The organism is Catellatospora methionotrophica (assembly GCF_011297335.1).
Lineage (GTDB): Bacteria > Actinomycetota > Actinomycetes > Mycobacteriales > Micromonosporaceae > Catellatospora > Catellatospora methionotrophica.
In genome coordinates this window covers 26,462-46,753 of sequence record NZ_JAAOTJ010000021.1, presented here as the reverse complement: position 1 = coordinate 46,753, position 20,292 = coordinate 26,462, and the positions used below count along the sequence as shown (strand labels likewise).

At 71.9% G+C, this 20,292-nt stretch carries 20 protein-coding genes; 13 read left to right on the top strand and 7 right to left on the bottom strand.

All coding sequences use genetic code 11. The annotated features are described in order from the left end of the window. Positions 1–4: 4 nt before the first annotated feature. A complete protein-coding gene (gene arc / locus HAV40_RS31945) occupies positions 5–1,771 on the bottom strand; it encodes a proteasome ATPase (RefSeq protein WP_166387906.1) in 1,767 nt (588 codons plus the stop codon). A gap of 194 nt (positions 1,772–1,965) precedes the next feature. Here arc and HAV40_RS31940 point away from each other — a divergent pair, with 194 nt between their 5' ends. Further along, a complete protein-coding gene (locus HAV40_RS31940) occupies positions 1,966–2,250 on the top strand; it encodes a ferredoxin (RefSeq protein WP_239086978.1) in 285 nt (94 codons plus the stop codon). A 156-nt stretch (positions 2,251–2,406) separates the two neighbouring features. On the opposite strand, the gene HAV40_RS31935 is transcribed toward HAV40_RS31940, so the two are convergent. From HAV40_RS31935 to HAV40_RS31925, 3 genes are read right to left on the bottom strand one after another with little or no spacing between them, the layout of a single operon-like run. After that, positions 2,407–2,961: a hypothetical protein gene (locus HAV40_RS31935; protein WP_239086992.1), complete on the bottom strand. Its 555-nt coding sequence runs from the start codon at positions 2,959–2,961 to the stop codon at positions 2,407–2,409. A gap of 17 nt (positions 2,962–2,978) precedes the next feature. After that, the gene (locus HAV40_RS31930; RefSeq protein ID WP_166387904.1) at positions 2,979–3,938 is read right to left on the bottom strand and encodes a tRNA (adenine-N1)-methyltransferase; all 960 of its coding nucleotides are present in this window, start codon (positions 3,936–3,938) and stop codon (positions 2,979–2,981) included. Between the two features lie 23 nt (positions 3,939–3,961). Further along, on the bottom strand, positions 3,962–5,122 hold the full coding sequence (locus HAV40_RS31925) for a M50 family metallopeptidase (RefSeq protein WP_239086977.1): 1,161 nt from the start codon (positions 5,120–5,122) through the stop codon (positions 3,962–3,964). Positions 5,123–5,201: 79 nt separating this feature from the next. Between HAV40_RS31925 and HAV40_RS31920 the strand changes: the two genes are divergently transcribed. From HAV40_RS31920 to HAV40_RS31880, 9 genes are all read left to right on the top strand, one after another. Continuing rightward, on the top strand, positions 5,202–6,086 hold the full coding sequence (locus tag HAV40_RS31920; RefSeq protein WP_166387902.1) for a RecB family exonuclease: 885 nt from the start codon (positions 5,202–5,204) through the stop codon (positions 6,084–6,086). Between the two features lie 22 nt (positions 6,087–6,108). Next, a complete protein-coding gene (locus tag HAV40_RS31915; RefSeq protein ID WP_239086976.1) occupies positions 6,109–7,410 on the top strand; it encodes a sensor histidine kinase in 1,302 nt (433 codons plus the stop codon). 10 nt (positions 7,411–7,420) lie between these two features. Then, complete coding sequence (locus HAV40_RS31910) at positions 7,421–8,095, top strand: response regulator (protein WP_275413531.1); 675 nt, start codon at positions 7,421–7,423, stop codon at positions 8,093–8,095. A 213-nt stretch (positions 8,096–8,308) separates the two neighbouring features. Continuing rightward, positions 8,309–9,097: an ABC transporter ATP-binding protein gene (locus HAV40_RS31905; protein ID WP_166387900.1), complete on the top strand. Its 789-nt coding sequence runs from the start codon at positions 8,309–8,311 to the stop codon at positions 9,095–9,097. Next, positions 9,097–11,640 (top strand): ABC transporter permease, encoded by a 2,544-nt coding sequence (locus HAV40_RS31900; RefSeq protein WP_166387898.1) that lies wholly within the window; start codon positions 9,097–9,099, stop codon positions 11,638–11,640. The genes HAV40_RS31905 and HAV40_RS31900 overlap by 1 nt, the downstream gene beginning before the upstream one ends. A 216-nt stretch (positions 11,641–11,856) precedes the next feature. After that, entirely contained in the window at positions 11,857–12,423 is a 567-nt protein-coding gene (locus HAV40_RS31895; RefSeq protein WP_166387896.1) for a helix-turn-helix domain-containing protein, read from the top strand. Then, complete coding sequence (locus HAV40_RS31890; protein ID WP_166387894.1) at positions 12,420–13,052, top strand: MFS transporter; 633 nt, start codon at positions 12,420–12,422, stop codon at positions 13,050–13,052. Before HAV40_RS31895 ends, HAV40_RS31890 begins: the two co-directional genes overlap by 4 nt. Before the next feature lie 7 nt (positions 13,053–13,059). Then, positions 13,060–13,719, top strand: a complete 660-nt coding sequence (locus HAV40_RS31885; protein ID WP_166387892.1) for an MFS transporter — start codon at positions 13,060–13,062, stop codon at positions 13,717–13,719. Between the two features lie 59 nt (positions 13,720–13,778). Then, complete coding sequence (locus HAV40_RS31880) at positions 13,779–15,356, top strand: FAD-dependent monooxygenase (RefSeq protein WP_166387890.1); 1,578 nt, start codon at positions 13,779–13,781, stop codon at positions 15,354–15,356. Positions 15,357–15,501: 145 nt separating this feature from the next. Here the strand turns inward: HAV40_RS31880 and HAV40_RS31875 are convergent, their stop codons facing one another. Further along, positions 15,502–16,476 carry an ABC transporter ATP-binding protein gene (locus HAV40_RS31875; protein ID WP_166387888.1) on the bottom strand — a complete coding sequence of 325 codons (975 nt, stop codon included), beginning with the start codon at positions 16,474–16,476 and terminating at the stop codon, positions 15,502–15,504. A gap of 11 nt (positions 16,477–16,487) precedes the next feature. On the opposite strand from HAV40_RS31875, the gene HAV40_RS31870 reads away from it, so the two are divergent. Together HAV40_RS31870 and HAV40_RS31865 are read left to right on the top strand one after the other, a co-directional pair. Further along, entirely contained in the window at positions 16,488–17,192 is a 705-nt protein-coding gene (locus HAV40_RS31870) for an ABC transporter permease (RefSeq protein ID WP_166388042.1), read from the top strand. A gap of 67 nt (positions 17,193–17,259) precedes the next feature. Next, positions 17,260–17,985 carry an ABC transporter permease gene (locus HAV40_RS31865; RefSeq protein ID WP_166387886.1) on the top strand — a complete coding sequence of 242 codons (726 nt, stop codon included), beginning with the start codon at positions 17,260–17,262 and terminating at the stop codon, positions 17,983–17,985. Between the two features lie 6 nt (positions 17,986–17,991). Here HAV40_RS31865 and HAV40_RS31860 read toward each other — a convergent pair whose 3' ends face one another. Beyond that, entirely contained in the window at positions 17,992–18,393 is a 402-nt protein-coding gene (locus HAV40_RS31860; RefSeq protein WP_166387884.1) for an HAD family hydrolase, read from the bottom strand. 207 nt (positions 18,394–18,600) lie between these two features. Between HAV40_RS31860 and HAV40_RS31855 the strand changes: the two genes are divergently transcribed. After that, positions 18,601–19,605: a glycine betaine ABC transporter substrate-binding protein gene (locus tag HAV40_RS31855; RefSeq protein WP_166387882.1), complete on the top strand. Its 1,005-nt coding sequence runs from the start codon at positions 18,601–18,603 to the stop codon at positions 19,603–19,605. A gap of 49 nt (positions 19,606–19,654) precedes the next feature. Here HAV40_RS31855 and HAV40_RS31850 read toward each other — a convergent pair whose 3' ends face one another. Then, on the bottom strand, positions 19,655–20,278 hold the full coding sequence (locus HAV40_RS31850; RefSeq protein ID WP_239086975.1) for a class I SAM-dependent methyltransferase: 624 nt from the start codon (positions 20,276–20,278) through the stop codon (positions 19,655–19,657). Positions 20,279–20,292 lie beyond the last annotated feature (14 nt).

The window sequence follows — 20,292 nt, the reverse complement described above, 5'->3', positions numbered from 1 at the left end:
GTGGTCAGAGGTACTGACCGGTGTTGCTGGCGGTCTCGATGGACCGGCCCGACTCGGTGCCCTTGCCGCCGGAGACCAGCGTGCGGATGTACACGATCCGCTCGCCCTTCTTGCCGGAGATGCGGGCCCAGTCGTCGGGGTTGGTGGTGTTCGGCAGGTCCTCGTTCTCGCGGAACTCGTCCAGGCAGGCGTCCAGCAGGTGCTGAAGGCGCAGGCCCTTCTTGCCGGAGGACAGGAACTCCTTGATCGCCATCTTCTTGCCGCGGTCCACGATGTTCTGGATCATGGCGCCGGAGTTGAAGTCCTTGAAGTACAGGACCTCCTTGTCACCGTTGGCGTAGGTGACCTCCAGGAAGCGGTTCTCCTCGGTCTCCGAGTACATCCGGAGCACCACCGAATTGATCATCGCGTGCACGCACGCCTCGGCGGAGCCACCGTGCTCGGCCAGGTCGTCCGGGGACAACGGCAGGCCGGTCAGGATGTACTTGCTGAAGATGTCCTTGGCCGCTTCGGCGTCCGGACGCTCGATCTTGATCTTGACGTCGAGCCGGCCCGGCCGCAGGATCGCCGGGTCGATCATGTCCTCGCGGTTCGAGGCGCCGATGATGATGACGTTCTCCAGGCCCTCGACACCGTCGATCTCGCTGAGCAGCTGGGGAACGATGGTGTTCTCCACGTCGGAGGACACACCGGAGCCGCGGGTACGGAAGATCGAGTCCATCTCGTCGAAGAACACGATCACCGGCGTGCCTTCCGAGGCCTTCTCACGGGCCCGCTGGAAGATCAGCCGGATGTGCCGCTCGGTCTCGCCGACGTACTTGTTGAGCAGCTCCGGACCCTTGATGTTGAGGAAGTAGCTGGTCTTCTTCTCCTCGCCGCGCCGCTCGGCGATCTTCTTGGCAAGGGAGTTCGCGACCGCCTTGGCGATCAGCGTCTTACCGCAGCCGGGAGGACCGTAGAGCAGCACGCCCTTCGGCGGGCGCAGCTGGTGCTCGCGGAACAGGTCCGCGTGCAGGAAGGGCAGCTCCACGGCGTCGCGGATCTGCTCGATCTGGGACACCAGGCCACCGATGTCGTGGTAGTCGACGTCGGGCACCTCCTCCAGAACCAGGTCCTCGACCTCGCTCTTGGGGATGCGCTCGTAGGCGTACGCCGACCGGGGCTCGATCATGAGGGAGTCGCCGGACTTCAGCGCCCCGCCGATCAGGCCCTCCGCCAGGAAGACGATCCGCTCCTCGTCGGCGTGCGAGACGACCAGCGCACGGTCGCCCCCGTCGAGGATCTCCTTCAACGTCACCACCTCGCCGGCCCGCTCGAACCCGAGCGCGTCGACGATGTTCAGGGCGTCGTTGAGCAGGACTTCTTGCCCCCGCTGCAGCGCGTCGACGTCAAGCGACGGCGACACTGCCACTCTCAGCTTGCGACCGCCCGTGAAGACGTCCACCGTGCCGTCCTCGTGCTTGCTGAGGAAGACGCCGTATCCGCTGGGCGGTTGCGCCAGCCGGTCGATCTCCTCCTTCAGCGTCACGATCTGGGCACGCGCCTCCTTGAGGGTGGCCACCAACCGCTCGTTGTTCTCCGTGAGCCGCGACAGCTGAGCCTGAGTCGCGGCTAACCGCTCCTCCAGCTGCCGTACGTGCCGCGGGCTCTCACTCAACTTGCGCCGCAACAGGGCGAGCTCCTCTTGCAGGAACGCGACCTGAGTGGAGAGATCGTTGGCTTCCTTCTCCCACCGCGCGGCGCGCGCATCCGCGTCGTCGCTCTTTGCCACGTCCCACCTCCCCGGGGGTGTCCTCCCGCCGGTCCTACCACGTTAGGCCGACGTTTAGGGTGCTCCTAACACTAGCGGCTGATCGCCTCAGTTGAACCCTCCCGACACCCCCGTACCCGGAACTGGATCGAGAATCTGCCCCGTCGGCCGACCTCCCCCGGGCTCGCGCGGAGCGGGGCGCTAGGGTCGGAGGCGTGAGTGAGCTACGGGTGCGAGTGGATCAGGACCTCTGCACGGGCGACGGCCTGTGCGTGCAGTACGCCCCCGAGGTGTTCGAGTTCGACGTCGACGGCCTCGCGTACGTGAAGGGCGACGACGGGGAACTGCTGCTCACCGCGGGTGCGACCGTCGAGATTCCGGCCCATCTGCGCCTGGAGGTCATCGATGCCGCCCAGGAGTGCCCCGGCGAGTGCATCCACATCCAGCGCACCCACGACGGGGAACCCCTGTCCGAGGAAGAACGCGCCACCCTCCGCTGACCTTCCCGTTCCCACCATCCGGGACGCCGCGACCCCGCGCGCTCCGGCACCGGGACGATGATCGGCGTTTCGGGTCACAAAGTGAGGTCTGACCCTACTTTGTGACCCGAAACAGCGATCTTGAGTCGCCAGCGATCTTGAGTCGCCAGCGCGGCGTCAGAGCATCGGCCGCCCGGCCAGGGACGCGACGAGCTGGGCGAACTCCTCCAGCCGGGCGATCTGGCCGGAGCCGCCGTCCTCCAGGGTTTTGCCGAAGCGCAGCGCGTCCTGGCGTACGACGTGCTGCGGGTCGTCGAGCGGGTGGCCGTTGCTGGACTCGTCCAGCGAGCTGAGCAGCAGGTACACGTCGACGCTGTCGACCCGCAGGTGGTTGGCCGCGGTGCGGCTGAGCCGCCGCCGGCAGCCGACCTCGGTGATCACCGACAGCGGCACCACCCGCAGCGACGAGATCATCGAGCCCGCGGGCCCGTCGCCGGGGGCGGTGTCCTCGCCGTGCCAGAGCAGCAGCCGGGAGCCGTCGCAGACGACGACCTCCTGCCACACGCCGTTGAACTCGTTGACGAACCGCTCCAGCGTGAACCCGAGCACCTGGGTGCCGCGCAGGACGCCCTCCAGGGCGTCCAGCGCGACCTCGGGATCACGCAGGTAGGCCCGTGCCGCGCTGTCCAGGTCCGGGTACGGCGACCAGTCGGGGAACACGGCCGGGGGCACGTTCACGGGTTTGTCTCCTACTCCCAGACCTCGTCGGCGACGGCGCCGGCGTCGGGCGTCTGCTCGGGGGCGGCGGCCTTCTTCTTCAGGTCGTACGCCTCGCGCCCCTTGCTCGGCTTGCGGCGGCGCGGCGGCGCGGTGACCCCGGGGGCCAGTTTGCGGGCGCGCACCAGGAACGCGGTGTGCGCGATCATGCGGTGGTCGGGGCGGACGGCCAAGCCGTCGGCGTGCCAGTCGCGCACCAGCGACTCCCAGGCCAGCGGCTCGGTGAAGCCGCGCTCGCGCAGCGCCTCGACCAGCTCGGACAGCTGCGGCGTGGTGGCCACGTAGCCGATGAACACCCCGCCCGGCAGCAGGCACCGCTCGACCATGTCGAGAGCCGCCCAGGGGGTCAGCATGTCCAGGATGATCCGGTCGAAGCCGGTCTCGGCGTTGTCGGCGACGTCGCCCACGTTCAGGTGCCAGGACGGCTGGGTCGGGTCGCCGGGCTTGCCGTCGGCGGCCCAGGTGCTGCCGAACCAGTTCTGCACGTTCTTGCGGGCCACCGCGGCGAAGTCGTCGCGCAGCTCGTACGACCACAGCTGTCCCTCGGCCCCCACCGCGCGCAGCAGCGAGCAGCTCAGCGCGCCCGAGCCGACGCCCGCCTCCAGCACCTTCGCGCCGGGGAAGATGTCGCCCATGGCGACGATCTGCGCCGCGTCCTTGGGGTAGATCACCTGCGCGCCGCGCGGCATGGACAGCACGTAGTCGGCCAGCAGCGGGCGCAGCGCCAGGTAGGCGGTGTTGCCCGAGGAGGTGACGACGCTGCCGTCGGGCAGGCCGATCAGGTCGTCGTGGGCGAGGATGCCGCGGTGGGTGTGGAAGGCCTTCCCGGGCTCCAGCACGATGGTGTGCATGCGGTTCTTCGGGTCGGTCAGCTGCACCCGGTCGCCGGCGACGAAGTTGCCACGTCGCGCTGCTGGCGTCGGTTCGGTCATGATCGGTCAGGTTCCTGTCTCAGTCAGCTTGCGGCTTTGAGCGCCGCGGGGTCGAGCACCTGCACCACGTCCATGACGGTGAGCACGCCCACGACATTCTCCCCGTCCACCACGAGGTAAGGAGTGGCCGGGTCCCCCCGCAGGAGCTTGACCACGTCCGCGCCGCGCGCCGACGACGGGATGGTGGCCACCGCGTCGATGCCCCGGGCCAGCGTCTCCACGGTGATCCAGGGTCGGCGCTGATCCGGCACGGCCGCCGCGGCCTCGGGCACGACCAGGGCGATCAGCTTGCCGTCAGGGTCGGCCACGCCCAGCACCGAGTCGGTGTGCCCGGCCTCGGCCGCGCGCCGGGTCGCCTCGGCCAGCGACGTGCCGGCGGGCACCGTGAACAGCGGCCGGGCCAGGCGCACCGGGTCGATCAGCGGGTAGCGCGAGCGCACCCGCGCCGTCATCACCGCGCCGGCCGCGCCCTGCCAGATGCTGAACGCCACGAACAGGCCGAACACGACGCCGATCACGTCGTACCAGCCGGCGAAGTAGAGCCACACCGCGACGAGCACCGTGGCCACCGCGACGATCCGGCCGGACCAGCCCGCGACCAGCAGCCCGGCGTCCCGGTCGCCCTTGATGCCCCACACCGCGGCGCGCAGCGCCCGGCCGCCGTCCAGCGGCCAGCCCGGCAGCGCGTTGTAGACCGCGACGATGATGTTGCACAGGGCCAGTTGGAAGGCGAGCTGGTCGACGACGGTGCCGTTGGGCAGCAGCACCGTGGCGATCACCGAGCCGATGCCGAGCAGCGCGGACACGGCCGGGCCGGCCAGCGCGGTGGCCAGTTCGACGCCGGGTCGCGGGGAGTCGTGCTCGAACTCGGTGTAGCCGCCGAGCAGGTCCAGGGTGATGCCCTTGACGCCGATGCCGTAGTGACGGGCCGTGAGCGCGTGGCCGAGTTCGTGTAACAACACCGACAGCAGCAGGCACGCCACGAAGCCGAGCCCGGCCAGGTAGCGCGCCGCGCCGTCGAGGTGGAGGATCTCGCCGAGCCGGTTGGCGTACAGGACCGTGATCAGCAGCGACATGAACACCCAGGAGACGCTCAGACGCAGCGGAAACCCGAGGATGCGCCCGACCTGGAAGCCGGATCTCCGCTCGCCACGCGAAGCGGACTTGGCGTTCGAATCGCTCACGACGTCGTCTCCATCGTGACCATGCTATGTCGTGGCGGCGCGCAGGACCCCGTCGTACCGCTCGCCTAACCTGTGGGTCATGACCGAGCAGGCGTCCCGTCCCTTCCCCTCGCTGTCGCCGTCGCGGGCGGCCGACTTCAAGACCTGTCCCCTGCTCTACCGGTTCCGCAGCATCGACCGCATCCCCGAGCAGCCGACCCCCGAGCAGGTGCGCGGCACGCTGGTGCACGCGGTGCTGGAGAAGCTGTTCGACTCCCCCGCCGCGCAGCGCACCCGGCCGGCGGCCGAGGAGATGGTGACGCCGCAGTGGGAGCGGCTGGTCGAGGAGCAGCCCGAGCTGGCCACCCTGTTCGACGCCGAGGAGACGATGAGCCGCGAGGAGTTCCTGTCCTCGGCCACCGACCTGCTCGGCGGCTACTTCGCCGTGGAGGACCCGCGGCGGCTGGAGCCCGCCGAGCGCGAGCAGCTGATCGAGGCCGTGCTCGGCGCGGAGGGTGAGCAGCAGCTGCTGATCCGGGGCTACATCGACCGGCTCGACGTGTCGCCCGACGGCGCGATCCGGGTCGTCGACTACAAGACCGGCGGCGCGCCCCGGGAGGCGTTCGAGGCGCGGGCGCTGTTCCAGCTGAAGTTCTACGCGCTGGTGCTGTGGCGCACCCGGGGCGTGGTGCCACGGGTGCTGCGGCTGCTGTACCTCAAGGACGCCGAGGTGTGCGACTACACCCCCGACGCCGAGGAGCTGACCCGGTTCGAGAAGACCTTGTTCGCGCTGTGGAAGGCGATCGAGACGGCGACCGCCGCGCAGGACTTCCGGCCCAAGCCCAGCAAGCTGTGCTCGTGGTGCAGCCACCAGCAGCGCTGCCCGGAGTTCGGGGGCACCATGCCGCCGTTCCCGCAGCAGGTGACGGTGCAGATGGTCGACAGCCGGGCGGCCAGGCTGGCCGCGGCCCAGCCCGAGGGCTGAGCCGACCGGGTAGCCTGCCCGCGTGCCCCTGACCCCGCTGACGCAGCACCTGAGCTGGTGGAAGCCCGCCTGGTGGACGCCGCTGCGCGCGGACGCCGCGCTGGCCGCCGGGCTGTTCGGGGTCCAGGTCATGCTGGCGTACGCGCAGCCGGGCTGGCGCTCCCAGCCCGACCTGACGACCGTGGTGTGGAGCGCGGTGACCCTGCTGCCGGTGGTGGTGCGGCGCACCCACCTGTGGCTGGGCATCGCGGCGACCGCCGCGTTCACCGCGGCCGGGATGCTGTGGCCCGAGTCGCTGCTCGGCGGGCAGGGCGTCGCGCTGTGGGTGCTGGCGTACACCGCGGCGGCCTACCAGCGCTGGTGGCGGGCGCTGCTGGCCACCGCGCTGCTGTGGCTGGTCAACGACCTGATCTGGATCTGGGCGTACCGGCAGGACGTCGTGCTCGCCGCCGACGGCACCGAGATGATCTCGATGTCGGCGGGGCTGGTCGTCAACCTCGCGGTGATGGTGATCACCTTCTTGATCGGACGCACCGTACGGGCCCGCCGCGAGGCCTCGACGGCACTGGCCGAGCGGGCACTGGCCGCCGAGAGCAGCCGCCAGGCGCACGCCGAGCAGGCCGTCGCCGAGGAGCGCCGCCGGATCGCCCGCGAGCTGCACGACGTGGTCGCCCACCATGTCAGCGTGATCGGCGTGATGTCGACCGGCGCGCGCCGCATGCTGCACCGCGACCCGGCCGCCGCCGACGAGGCGCTGGCCACCATCGAGCAGACCAGCCGCACCACGCTGCGCGAGCTGCGGCGGCTGCTGTTCGTGCTGCGCTCGGAGAGCGCCGGGAACGACGACGCGGACCGCAGCCCGCAGCCGGGCCTGTCGGCGCTGCGGACCCTGGTCGAGCAGGTGTGCGAGGCGGGGGTGTCGACGTCGCTGCGGGTGGACGGCGACCTGGGCGAGGTCGACCCGGGCGTGGCCCTGACCGCGTACCGGATCGTGCAGGAGGCGCTGACCAACGCGCTCAAGCACGCCGGACCGGCGCGGGCGCAGGTGCGGCTGGCCGTCGACGGGCGGCTGCTGACTATCGAGGTGTTCGACACCGGGCGGGGACCGCACACGGCTACCCTGTCCGCGGGCGGGCTCACGCCCGGCGCGGTCACCGGCCACGGCCTGCTCGGCATGCGCGAGCGCGTCGCGGTGTACGGCGGCACCCTGCGCACCGGGCCCCGTCCCGGCGGCGGGTTCCGGGTGCACGCGCGGATCCCGATCGAACAGGCAGGGGCGGCCGGTCCGGCGGTTCCCGAAGCGGAAGCGGAGGTAGCGGGGTGACGGTGGCGACGTGGTGAAGCCGATCCGGGTGCTGCTGGCCGACGACCAGCCCTTGCTGCGCAGCGGGTTCCGCATGGTGCTGGGAGCCGAACCGGACCTGGACATCGTCGGTGAGGCCGCCGACGGCGCGGAGGCCGTGGACCTGGCCCGGCGGCTGCTGCCGGACGTGGTGCTGATGGACGTGCGCATGCCGCGCCGCGACGGGGTCGCCGCGACCCGCGACATCACCGCCGCGAAGCTGCCGGTGCACGTGCTCATCCTGACCACGTTCGACCTCGACGACTACGTGGTCGGCGCGCTGCGCGCCGGGGCGAGCGGCTTCCTGGCCAAGGACGTGCCCGCCGAGGAGCTGGTCGCCGCGATCCGCACCGTCGCCGCGGGCGAGGCGGTGGTCGCGCCGCGCATCCTGCGCCGCCTGCTGGACCGGTTCGCGGGGCTGCTGCCCGACCCGGACGCGACCCTGCCGCACTCGCTGAGCACGCTGACCGAGCGAGAGCGCGAGGTGCTGGTCAACGTGGCCCGGGGGCTGTCCAATGCGGAGATCGCGCGGGCGCTGACGGTCAGCGAGACGACGGTCAAGACGCACGTCGGGCACATGCTGACCAAGCTGGGTCTGCGCGACCGGGTGCAGGCCGTGGTGCTGGCGTACGAGACGGGCCTGGTCCGCCCCGGCTCCCCGACCTGAACCGGGCCCGGTCCGGGTCGGGGTAGGTAGGGGTCGCCCCTGAGCCGGACGTGGGTGCCTTCCCCGCGTGCGGAAACCGGGGGTCGCTCACCCCGCGGGCCGAGGTCCGCGCCGGTTTCCTCGCCGACGATGAGTACACCGGCCGGTCGCGTGCCCCCGCCTTGGCTACGCGGCCGGTCGGTCCATGTCGCCGACCGGTTTAGGGAAGTACTCATGACGACAGCAGCCCCGCCCCTGATCCGCCAGCGGGTGGAGCCCGCCGCCGCCCGCGCGTCCCAGCTGTGGAAGGTCTACGGCTCCGGCGAGGCCCAGGTGACAGCCCTGCGCGGGGTGGACGTGGAGCTGGAGCGCGGCCGGTTCACCGCCATCATGGGCCCGTCCGGCTCGGGCAAGTCCACGCTGATGCACTGCCTGGCGGGCCTGGACGCGGTCAGCCGCGGCCAGGTGTTCGTCGGCGACACCGAGGTCACCGGCCTCAACGACGCCGGGCTGACCCGGCTGCGCCGCGAGAAGATCGGCTTCATCTTCCAGCAGTTCAACCTGCTCCCGACGCTGACCGCGCAGGAGAACATCCTGCTCCCGCTGGCCATCGCCGGGCGCAAGCCCGACCAGCAGTGGTTCCGGACCGTCATCGACACCGTCGGCCTGGGCGACCGGCTCGGCCACCGCCCGAGCCAGCTGTCCGGCGGCCAGCAGCAGCGCGTCGCCTGCGCCCGCGCGCTCGTCTCCCGGCCCGAGGTCGTCTTCGCCGACGAGCCGACCGGCAACCTGGACAGCCGCTCCGGCGCCGAGGTGCTGGGCTTCCTGCGCCGCAGCGTCACCGAGTACGGCCAGACCATCGTCATGGTCACCCACGACGCGGTGGCGGCCTCGTACGCCGACCGGGTCGTCTTCCTCGCCGACGGCCAGATCGTCGCCGAGCTGACCGGCCCGACCCCCGAGCGGGTGCTCGACACGCTGAAGAGCCTGGACCGTCCCGCCCCGCTGGAGACCGAGCTCTGATGCTGCGCGCCACCATCAAGAGCCTGCTCGCCCGCAAGCTGCGCCTGGTCCTGTCCGGGCTGGCCGTGCTGCTGGGCGTGATGTTCGTGTCCGGCTCGTTCGTGCTGACCGACGCGCTGGGCCGCTCGTTCGACAACATGTTCTCCTCGGCGATGGCCGAGACCGACGTGCTGGTCACCGCCCGCCCGGCGATCGACGTGTCGGAGATGGAGGGCGAGTCCGTACCGGGCACGCTCGCCGCCGCCGACCGCGACGCGGTCGCCGCCGTGCCGGGGGTCGCCGAGGTCGTGGCCGACGTGCAGGCCGACGGCGCCCGCGTGATCGGCAAGGACGGCAAGGTCGTCGCGTCGTTCGGCCCGCCGCGTTTCGGCGCGAACTGGACCGGCGAGACCGGCGGCCTGGAACTGCGCGAGGGCCGCGGCCCGGCCGCCGCCGACGAGATCGCCATCAACGTGACCCTGGCCGAGCTGAGCAAGCTGAAGGTCGGCGACCGGGTCGGCGTGCTCACCACCCAGCCGAAGAAGATGTTCACCCTGGTCGGCATCTTCGGCTACGAGGGCGGGCTGCCCGGCCAGGGGCCGGTGCACGAGGTCCGGTTCACCGAGGCTGTCGCGCAGGAGCTGATGCTGGGCGCGCCGGGGGCGTACACCAGCCTGAGCGTGACCGCCGCGCCCGGCACCGACCCGGCCGCGCTGCGCGACGCGATCCAATCGCGGCTCGGCGACAGGTACACGGTGCAGACCGGCCAGGAGGCCGGTGCGGCCATCGCGGGTGAGTTCAAGACGATCCTGTCGCTGTTCAACAACATCCTGCTCGGCTTCGCCGGGGTGGCGCTGTTCGTCGGCACCTTCCTCATCCTGAACACGTTCTCGATCATCGTGGCGCAGCGGACCAGGGAGCTGGCGCTCAGCCGGGCCCTGGGCGCGAGCCGCCGCCAGGTCATCGGGTCGGTGATGGTCGAGGCGCTGGCCATCGGCCTGCTCGCCTCGGTGCTCGGGCTGGCCGCGGGCGTCGGCGTCGGCGCGCTCCTGGCGAAGTTCGCCGCCGACTTCAGCAGCATCGTGCTGGCCTCGATCAGCGTGCCGCTCGCGGCGGTGATCAGCGCGTTCGCCGTCGGCATCGGCGTCACGGTGATCGCCGCGCTGCTGCCCGCGGTACGCGCCTCGCGGGTGCCCCCGGTCGCCGCCCTGCAGGAGGTCGCCACCCCGGACCGCCCGCTGACCAGGCTCACGGTCAGCGGCGCGGTGATCGGCGCGCTAGGCGCGGGCGCGATCGCGTTCGGGCTCGCCACGACCGGCGACGCCGTGATGTGGCTGCTGCTCGGCGGGGTGCTCGCCACCTTCATCGGGGTGTCGCTGCTGAGCCCGGTGCTGGCCCGCCCGGTGGTGTCGGTGCTCGGCAGGCTGTTCTCGTGGTCGGTGCCGGGACGGCTGGGACGGCTCAATTCCGGCCGCAACCCGCGCCGCACCGCGATCACCGCGGCCGCGCTGATGGTCGGTGTCGCCCTGATCACGGGCGTGAACACGACGATCTCCTCAGCCGACAACAGCCTGCGCGGCGACGCCGAGACCGGCTTCCAGGCCGACCTGATCATCTCGGGTCAGGAGTCGCCGGGGGTGCTGCCGACCTTCGACGAGGCACTGCTGCCGCGGATGCGGGCAGTGCCCGGCATCGGCACGGTCACTGCCCGGTATGCCGACCAGGCCATGGTCGGCGAACAGCCGAACTGGGCGGCAGCGTTCACCGATCTGCCCGCCGTGGTACGGGACCTGTCCGTGGTGACCGTCGCGGGCACGCTGGACCAGCCTGGTCCGGGCGAGGTCGTCGTCGACGACCAGAACGCGGCCGAGGCCGGGGTGGCGGTCGGCGGCACGGTCACCGTGAAACTGCCCAAGGGCGAGCCGACGACGTATCGCGTCAGCGGCGTCTACCAGCGGACGCCGTTCCTCGGCGGTTACCTGTTCGGCACCGGGGTGGTGCCAGGGATGCGCTTCCCGCAGCCGTCGCTGGCCTACGTCCGGCTGGCGGACGGCGCGGACGCCGACGCGGCCCGCCAGGGTCTGGAGGCGCTGCTGGTCGACAGCCCGGAGATGCTGGTCGAGGACAAGCAGCAGTACCTGGACCGGGTGCTGGGCGAGGGCGCGCAGCTACTCCTGATGATCCAGATCCTGCTGGGCCTGGCCATCGTCATCGCGGTGCTGGGCGTTATCAACACCCTGGCGCTGTCGGTGCTGGAACGCACCCGCGAGCTGGGCCTGCTGCGCGCCATCGGCCTGAGCCGGGCCGCGACCATGCGCATGATCACCGTCGAGGCAGTCGTGATCACCGTGTTCGGCGTCCTGCTCGGCGTCGCCGTCGGCGTCGGCCTCGGCGCGGCCGTGGTCCAGGGCCTGGCCGACGAGGGCCTCAAGACCCTCACCGTCCCCTGGAACGCCATCGCCCTCTACCTGGCCGCCGGAGTAGCCCTCGGCGTCCTGGCCGCCGCCCTCCCCGCCATCCGCGCCTCCCGCATCAACATCCTGACCGCCATCGCCCACGACTGACCCCCCGCCCACCCCGTCCCCCTGCGCAACTTTTAAAGACTTGCGGCCTCAGATGCGCTCTGAGGCCGCAAGTCTTTAAAAGTTGCGGCGGAGGGCGGCTGGGCGGCGGAGGGCGGCTGGGCGGCGGAGGGCGGCTGGGCGGCGGCGGAGGGGGCGCGGTCCGGTCAGGGCGCTGCGGGATTGCCAAGGAGTCTTTGCAAAGATATGTTGGCGGTCATGTCGGCTGATCGCATCACTCTCGATCCGCGCACACTGCGCGGGCTGGCCCATCCGCTGCGCGTGCGCCTGCTCGGCCTGCTGCGCGAGCGTGGCCCGTCCACCGCCACCCTGCTCGCGACACAGTTGGGACAGTCCAGTGCCGCCACCAGTTACCACCTGCGGCAGCTGGCGCTCTACGGTTTCGTGACCGACGAACCCGCTCGCGGCAACGCCCGCGAACGGTGGTGGCGGGCAGCCCACCGGGGCACCACCGTGGAGAATGTCGACGAGGAGTCGTTCGGTGACTTCGAGGCCTACCTGCGGGCCGTGGCCGCGCAGTACGCCGCCCGCGTCGACCGGGCCCTCGACGGGTACGCCACCCGCCCCCCGCAGTGGCAGCGCGTCGGCACGATCAGCGACTGGACCGGGCAGCTCACCCCCGAGGAGACCCTGGAGCTGCAGGCCGAGCTGTTCGCGGTGTTCGAGCGCTACCGGCGCTTCGACCTCGACGCCGCCGCACCCGAGGGCACGTCCCGGGTCCACGTGCAGTTCCAGGTGCTGCCGTTCCCCGAGGAGCAGGCGTGAGAGGCCTGGTCGGCCTGCTGATCGCGGGCACCGTGTCGAAGGTCGGCAGCGTGCTGACGTTCCTGGCGATCCCGTGGCTGGTGCTGGTCACCACGGGCAGCCCGGCGCAGATGGGCCTGGCGGCGGCCGCCGAGCTGCTGCCGTACGTGCTGATCGGACCGCTCGGCGCGCCCCTGGTCGACCGGATCGGGCCGCGCCGGGTGTCGATCGTCGCCGACCTGGCCAGCGCGGCGGTGATGGCGGCGGTGGCGTTCGGGCAGCACGGCGGGTTCGGCGTGCTGCTGGTGCTGCTGGTGCTCGCCGGGGCGATGCGCGGGCTCGGCGACTGCGCCAAACGGGTGCTGCTGCCCTCCACCATCGCCGCGTCCGGCGTGGACATGACCCGCGCCACCACCGTGTACGACGGCGCGAACCGGCTGGCCGGGATGCTCGGCGCGGCCGTGGGCGGCGTGCTGATCGCGGGGCTGGGCGCGCCGCGTACGGTGCTGCTCGACGGCGTCTCGTTCGTGGTGTGCGCGGTGCTGGTCGCCGCGCTGGTGCCCGCACCCGCCCCGGCTGCCGCCGACGCCCCGCCGCCGGAGCCGTACCTGGCCGCGCTGCGCGGCGGCGTGGACTTATCTGCGCGGTGACCGGCTGATGCTGGGCATCCTGGCCATGCTGTTCGTGACCAACCTGGCCGACCAGGCCAACGCGGCGGTGTTCGTGCCGGTCTGGGTCGAGCGGGTGCTGGGCTCACCCGAGGCGCTGGGCTGGGTCAGCGCCGCGTTCGGGCTGGGCGCGGTGCTGGGCAACCTGGTGTTCACCGCGCTCGCGCCGCGCGCTCCCCGGTACGCGGTGTTCACGATCGGTTTCCTGATCGGCGGCTCGCCCCGGCTGGCGGTGATGGCGCTGTCCGACGAGCTGACGCCGGTGCTGGTGGCGGCCTTCGCCTCGGGGCTGGCCATCGCCGCCGTCAACCCGATCCTCGGCGCGACGATGTTCGAGCGGGTGCCCGCACACCTGCAGGCCCGCGTGCTCAGCCTGTCCAACGCGATCGGCTTCGCGGGCATCCCGCTGGGCAGCCTGCTCGGCGGCTGGGCGGTGGAGCGCCTCGGGCTCACCCCGACCCTGCTGATCTTCGGCGCGTGTTACCTCGGCGCGAACCTGCTGCCCGTGCTCTCCCCCGGTGTCTGGCGGCAGCTCGACCACCGCCCTGCACCACCGCGCCCGCGCGAGGAGCCGTCCGCCGCGACGACCGGGCCGGACGCCGTTCCGGTCATGGCGTCCGGGGCGGGCGGGAAGGCGCTGTCAACTTAAGTTGACGACCTCCGATCGTGTCAACTACGGTTGACAGCATCGATCGAGGGGAGGCGGCGATGGACGCCGACGTGGTGATATCCGGGGGCGGCCCGACCGGGCTGCTGCTCGCCGCCGAGCTCCGCCTGGCCGGGGCACGCGTGGTGGTGCTGGAGCGCCGCACCGAGCCCGACCCGGTGCCACGCGCCAACGGGCTGGTCGGCCAGGTCGTGACGGTGCTGTACCGGCGCGGGCTCTACCGGACCCTGGCCCGCCACGGCAGCGGCCCGAAGGCCCTGCTCCAGCGCTGGTTCACCGGGGCGTACGGCACACGGCCCCGGCCCGTCCGCGGGTTCTCGCACGCCGGGTTCCGGCTCGACCTGCGCCGCCTGCGCGACGCGAACCCGGTGCACGTGCTCGCGGTGCCGCAGCGGCGGATGGAGGAGGTGTTCGAGCAGCACGCGCTTGCTCTGGGCGCGGAGATCAGGCGGGGTCACACGTTCACCGGCCTTACCCAGGACGGCGACGGCGTGACCGTCGAGGTCGACGGCCCGGACGGCGGCTACCGGCTGCGCGCGGCCTACCTCGTCGGCTGCGACGGCTCGCACAGCGCCGTACGCAAGGCGGCGGGGATCGGCTTTCCCGGCGAGACCAGCCGCGAGGTAGTCATCCGGATGGCCCACGTGGTGCTGCCCCGCGCCGCGCTGACGTCCTCGGGAGCGCTGCGCGCCGCCGACGGCACGAGCTACCGGCCCTACCATCTGCACCGTACGCCGCACGGGGCGTTCTCGTTCGCCTCGTTCATCCCCGGCGTGCACGTGCTGAGCACCCACGAGTGGGACGCGCCCGCCGAGCAGGCACCGATGACGGTCGACGAGGCACAGGCGAGCCTGTCCCGGGTGGTCGGCGCGGACGTGCCGGTCGAGCCGCCGCCCGCCGACGGCCGCCCGTGGATCCTGCGGCGGCTCACCGACCGCAACAACCGGCTCGCCGACCCGTACCGGATGGGCCGGGTCTTCGTGGCCGGCGACGCCGCGCACGTGTTCGCCGGCTTCGGCGGCTCCCATCTCAACCTGGGCCTGCAGGACGCGGTCAACCTGGCCTGGAAGCTGTCCCTGGTGGCGCGCGGGGCAGCCCCGGACACGCTGCTCGACACCTACGCCGCCGAGCGGGTGCCGCAGGCCCGCCGGGCCCTGGACCGCACCGCCGAGCAGGCCGAGCTGATGGCACCCGGCGACGAGGTGACCGCCCGGCGGGAGCGCTACGCGCAGCGCCTGCGCGAACCCGGGTTCCTGCGCGAGGTCGCCGAGGCCGTCGCGGGCCTGGATCTGCCGTACCCGACGGGAGCCGGCCACCCGATGCTCGGCCGGATGGCGCCCGACCTGCGGCTGACTCACGAAAGCCGCCGTATCCGGCTCGCCGCGCTGCAGCGCACCGCCCGCCCGCTCCTGCTGGACCTCACCGGCGACCCGGCCCTGGCCGAGGCGGCGGCCCCCTGGCGCGACCGCGTCGACGTGATCCGCGCGACTCCCCGCGACCCCGGCACTCCCCCGGCCCTGCTCATCCGCCCCGACGGCTACGTCGCCTGGGCCGCCCCCGACCCCGCCGGCCTCCCGTCCGCCCTCACCACCTGGTTCGGCCCCCCGAGAACACCATGACCACCCGCCGCGCCCGCCCCCGCCCCGACCCCGGCCACGGCCCCGGCCTTTATAGACGTTGGCCTATTTGGATGACTTCGATCATCAAAAAGTCATCCAGATAGGCCAACGTCTATGCATAACGGGGTGGGGTGGGTGGGGTGGGTCAGCGGCGGAGGAGGGCGTAGACGTCCTCGGGGGTGAGGATGCCGAGGGGGTCGAGGCCGTCGCGGACCACGACCCAGCCGGTGTCGCCCTCCAGGATCGCGGCGAGCGCGTCGCGCAGCGAGCCCTCGACCGGCACCGACGGGGCCTCCTGGCCCTGGAAGTCGCCGTCGGGCAGCGGGCGCAGGCCGTCGCGCGGGATCGGGGTCACCGCGAGCAGCTTGATGCCGCGGTCCGCACCGACGAACTCGGCGACGAACGTGTTCGCGGGCTTGGCCAGCAGCTCGGCGGGGGGCGCGAACTGCTCCAGCTTGCCGCCCTCGGACAGCACCGCGATCCGGTCGCCGAGGCGTACGGCCTCGTCCACGTCGTGGGTGACGAACACGATGGTCTTGCGGACCGTCTGCTGCAACCGCAGGAACTCGTCCTGCAGTCGCCCGCGCACGATCGGGTCGACGGCCGAGAACGGCTCGTCCATCAGCAGCACCACCGGGTCGGCGGCCAGCGCGCGGGCCACCCCGACACGCTGGCGCTGCCCGCCGGACAGCTCGTTCGGGTAGCGGTCGCCGTAGCGGGCCGGGTCGAGGCCGACCAGGTCGAGCAGTTCCGCGGTGCGCTCGGTGACCTGCGCCTTCGGCCAGCCGAGCAGCCGGGGCACGGTGCCGACGTTGTCGCGTACGGTCTGGTGCGGGAACAGGCCCACATTCTGGATGACGTAGCCGATGCGCCGCCGCAGCGCGATCGGGTCGACCGCGGTGATCTCGTCGTCGCCGAGCCACATGCGCCCGCCCGACGGCTCGATCAGCCGGTTGACCATTCGCAGGATCGTCGACTTGCCGCAGCCGGACGGCCCGACCAGCACGGTCAGCTCGCCCGCGGGCAGCTCCAGACTCAGGTCGCGGACGGCGACGGTGCCGTCGTCGTACTGCTTACGCACGCCGTCGAGCCTGATCGACACCGCAGCGGTACGGTTCACGTATGCCCTCCATGGTCCACGTCGCCGTGCTCGGCCTCGGCGCACCGGGCGACGATCCGCGTAACCCCTGGTTCTCCTGGAGCTACGTCAGCCAGAACACCGACACCCTGCTCGCCGCGCTGCGCGAACACCTCTTCCTGACGATAGTCGCTGTGTCGCTCGCGACGGTGATCGCGATCCCGCTGGCGATCCTGGCATACCGGGTGGGCTCGTTGTCCGGGCCGATCCTGGGCTTCACGGGTGTGCTCTACACCATTCCCTCGCTGGCGCTGTTCGCGTTCCTCGCGCCGTTCACCGGGATCGTCGCGCCGACCACGGTGCTGATCGGACTGACGATGTACGCGCTGCTGACCATCGTGCGCAACACGCTGACCGCGCTGCGCCAGGTGCCCGCCGACGTGCTCGACAGCGCCCGCGGCATGGGCTACGGCAGGCGGGCGATGCTGTGGCGCATCGAGCTGCCGCTGGCGCTGCCCGGCATCATGACCGGCCTGCGGATCGCGACGGTCTCCACGGTGGCGCTGGTCACCGTCGGCGAGCTGGCCGGGTGGGGCGGCCTCGGCGAGCTGATCATCGGCGGCTTCGCCAGCAACTACTACCGCCCGCAGATCATGACGGCGACCCTGCTGTGCGTCGCGCTGGCCCTGGTGCTGGACCTGATCCTGCTCGCCGTGGGCCGCGTCATCATGCCCTGGACCCGGCGGAGGTCGGCATGAGCGAGCACCGGCGAGCGAATCATGAACCCATCGTCCATGCCGCCGACGAGCGCAGCGAGGAGGCGGCATGAGTGTGATCGACGACGCGATCGTCTGGCTGAACGATCCGCTGAACTGGACCAACCCTGACGGCATCTTCGCGCGCCTGGGCGAGCACCTGTGGATCTCCGCGGCGGCGGTGGCGCTGGGCTGCGCGGTCGCCTGGCCGCTGGGCGTGTGGATGGGGCACGTCGGCCGGGGCGGTCCGGCCGTGGTGACGGTGACCAACCTCAGCCGCGCCGTGCCGACCGTGGCGCTGCTCACCATCTTCCCGCTGACCGCGATCGGCTTCGGCGCGCCCGCGATCATCCTGGCCCTGTCGCTGTTCGCGATCCCGCCGCTGCTGGCCAACGCCTATCTGGGTGTGCGCGAGGTCGATCCGGAGGTGCGCGACGCGGGCCGGGGCATGGGCCTGTCCGCCTGGCAACTGCTGCGCAAGGTCGAACTGCCGCTGGCGGTGCCGTACCTGGCCAACGGGTTCCGGGTCGCCGCCGTGCAGGTGGTGGCGACGGCGACGCTGGCCGCGTACGTCAACGGGGGCGGCCTCGGCATGATCATCAGCAAGGGCTTCGGGCTGGGTCTGGCCTCGGGCGGCGGGCAGGTGCTGGCCGGCGGCGCGCTGGTGGCGCTGCTCTGCCTGGCCGTGGAGGGCATTCTGGCGCTGGTCGAGCGGGCGCTGCTGCCCAAGTCGCTGCGCCGCGTCAAGCACCGTCCCCCGGCGTCGGCCGCCGACGCGCTGCCCGCCCGGTCCTGACCCGCCTCAGAGCAGGCCGCGCTCGCGCAGCAGGGCGAACAGCCGCGCGTTGTCGTGGAACAGCACGCTGTCGATCCCGGCGGCCACGCCGCCCGCGACGTAGACCGGCTTGTCGTCGACGAACAGGCACTCCTGCGGCGTACGCCCGATCTCGATCAGGGCGCGGGCGAAAAACGCCCGTTCGGGCTTGAGGAAACCTATCTCGTACGAGATGAGCACCCCGCTGATGCCCGGCCGCCCGCCCAGCAGCTCGCGGATCACGGCCGCACGCCGCGGGTGCTGGTTGGTGACCAGGTAGATCCCGGTGACGGTGAGCCGGGGCAGCACGGCCAGCAGCTCCTCGTTGGGCGTGAGGCTGCCCGCGGGCACGAGCAGGACCCCGTCCACGTCGAGCAGCAGTGTCGTCACGGGCACCAGCTTAGGTGCGCTGAGTATGACGTCGATCACTCTCCGCTGCATACGACCGCCGTTGACCTGCATATGTGAACGGTTTGCGAATTGTCGGGCACGGGTAGACCGAGCACGGTTCATGAATTCATCGCAAGGATGTCTCAGGTACGCGGTAAGAAAGACCTTTGCACCTCATTTCGCAGTGCATTCGACGGAAGGCTGAATATGGCAACGCACACCCGGAGGGCGTCCGTCCTCCTGCTGGCCGGTGTCACCGCGGCGGCGTTCGCGCTGACCGGCTGCGGGCAGGCAGGCTCCTCGGGCACGGAGGCCCCGGCCACCGCCTCGGGCGCGGGCTGCGCGCCGGTCGCCGGCGACCAGCTCGTGGTGCTCGACGACGACAAGCACCTGCAGAACACCGACAACGTCATCGCGGTCGCCAACGCCAAGCGGTCCACCCCCGCGCTGCTGGCGGCGGTCGACAAGGTCGGCGCGGCGCTGGACACCCCGAAGCTGATCGCGCTGAACAAGGCCGTCGAGGTCGAGCGCAAGACCTCCGAGGTCGCGGCGCAGGAGTTCGCGGCGCAGGCGGGCCTGACCTCCGGCCTGTCCGGCGGCTCCGGCCCGGTCGTGGTCGGCGCGGCGAACTTCCCGGAGAGCAAGACGCTCGCCGAGCTGTACAAGATCGCCCTGAACGCGGCGGGCTTCCAGGCCACCGTGCAGGTCTCGGGCAACCGCGAGCTGTACGAGGCCGCCCTGGAGCGCGGTGAGCTGACCGTGTTCCCGGAGTACGCCGCGACCCTCACCGAGTTCCTGAACCAGAAGCAGAACGGCAAGGACGCCGCGGCCAAGGCCAGCGGTGACGTCAACGCCACCGTGGCGGCCCTGAAGGAGCTGGCCACCAAGGCCGGGCTGACCGTTGGCACGCCGTCGCCCGCCGCTGACCAGAACGCGTACGCGGTGACCAAGGCGTTCGCCGACCAGCACCAGGTCAAGACGCTGTCGGACTTCGCGGCCAAGTGCTCGGGCAAGGCCACCGTGCTCGCCGGTCCGCCGGAGTGCCCGGAGCGCTCGTTCTGCCAGCTGGGTCTGGAGAAGACCTACGGCATCACGTTCGGCTCGTTCCAGCAGGCCGACACCGGCGGCCCGCAGACCAAGACCGCGCTGACCACCGGCAAGGCCACCATCGGCCTGGTCTTCTCGTCCGACGGCAGCCTCGCCACCAGCTGATCCACCGAGCCACCACCGGCGGCCCGGTCCCTTCGGGGGCCGGGCCGTCTCACGTGAAGCTGAACAGGCGGCCAGGCGGGTCCAGCGGGCGCGGGTCGGCGGTCAGCCGGTGCACGCCGACCGTGAACACGACGTCTTCGGGGGCATGGAAGGCCGTCTCGGTGAAACCGGCCTCGGCGAACCAGGCCCGGATCGCCGGGGTGAGGTCGGGGGCGCGGCGGGTCCGCGTCCAGATCACCGTCGCGCCGGGGGCACACAGCCTGGGCAGCGCGGCGACGCTGCGGCGCACGTCTTCGTCGCCGATGTTGCCGAAGACCCCCGCGAACAGCACCAGGTCGGCCGGGACGGCGTCGGCATAGGACTCCAGCAGCCCGGCGTCGGCGCAGCGGGCCTCGACGGCGACGCCGAGGCGGGCGGCCTCGGCCTGGGCCACCGCGACGTTGCGGGGGTCGTACTCGATCAGCGTCGCCCGCACCCGGGCCGCGTCGGGCCGCTCCGCCAGCACGCCGAGCAGGTCGCGCCCCTGGCCCGCGCACGCGCTGACCACGGTCAGCTCCAGCTCCGGGCGTTCGTCCAGCCAGTCGACGATGTGCCGCTGCACCAGGCGCATCCGCCGCGACAGGGGTGACGCGGGGTCGGCGTACGGCTGATGCCAGTCATACCAGTCCTTCACGATCGCTCAATCTG

Excerpts from the sequence above, each read along its gene's own strand:
- HAV40_RS31900 (WP_166387898.1), top strand. The coding sequence starts at position 9,097 with ATGCTGCGCGCCACCATCAAGAGCCTGCTCGCCCGCAAGCTGCGCCTG.
- HAV40_RS31895 (WP_166387896.1), top strand. The coding sequence starts at position 11,857 with ATGTCGGCTGATCGCATCACTCTCGATCCGCGCACACTGCGCGGGCTG.
- HAV40_RS31880 (WP_166387890.1), top strand. The coding sequence starts at position 13,779 with ATGGACGCCGACGTGGTGATATCCGGGGGCGGCCCGACCGGGCTGCTG.
- HAV40_RS31930 (WP_166387904.1), bottom strand. The coding sequence starts at position 3,938 with ATGACCGAACCGACGCCAGCAGCGCGACGTGGCAACTTCGTCGCCGGC.
- HAV40_RS31870 (WP_166388042.1), top strand. The coding sequence starts at position 16,488 with ATGGTCCACGTCGCCGTGCTCGGCCTCGGCGCACCGGGCGACGATCCG.
- HAV40_RS31920 (WP_166387902.1), top strand. The coding sequence starts at position 5,202 with ATGACCGAGCAGGCGTCCCGTCCCTTCCCCTCGCTGTCGCCGTCGCGG.
- HAV40_RS31855 (WP_166387882.1), top strand. The coding sequence starts at position 18,601 with ATGGCAACGCACACCCGGAGGGCGTCCGTCCTCCTGCTGGCCGGTGTC.
- HAV40_RS31865 (WP_166387886.1), top strand. The coding sequence starts at position 17,260 with ATGAGTGTGATCGACGACGCGATCGTCTGGCTGAACGATCCGCTGAAC.
- HAV40_RS31885 (WP_166387892.1), top strand. The coding sequence starts at position 13,060 with ATGCTGGGCATCCTGGCCATGCTGTTCGTGACCAACCTGGCCGACCAG.
- HAV40_RS31905 (WP_166387900.1), top strand. The coding sequence starts at position 8,309 with ATGACGACAGCAGCCCCGCCCCTGATCCGCCAGCGGGTGGAGCCCGCC.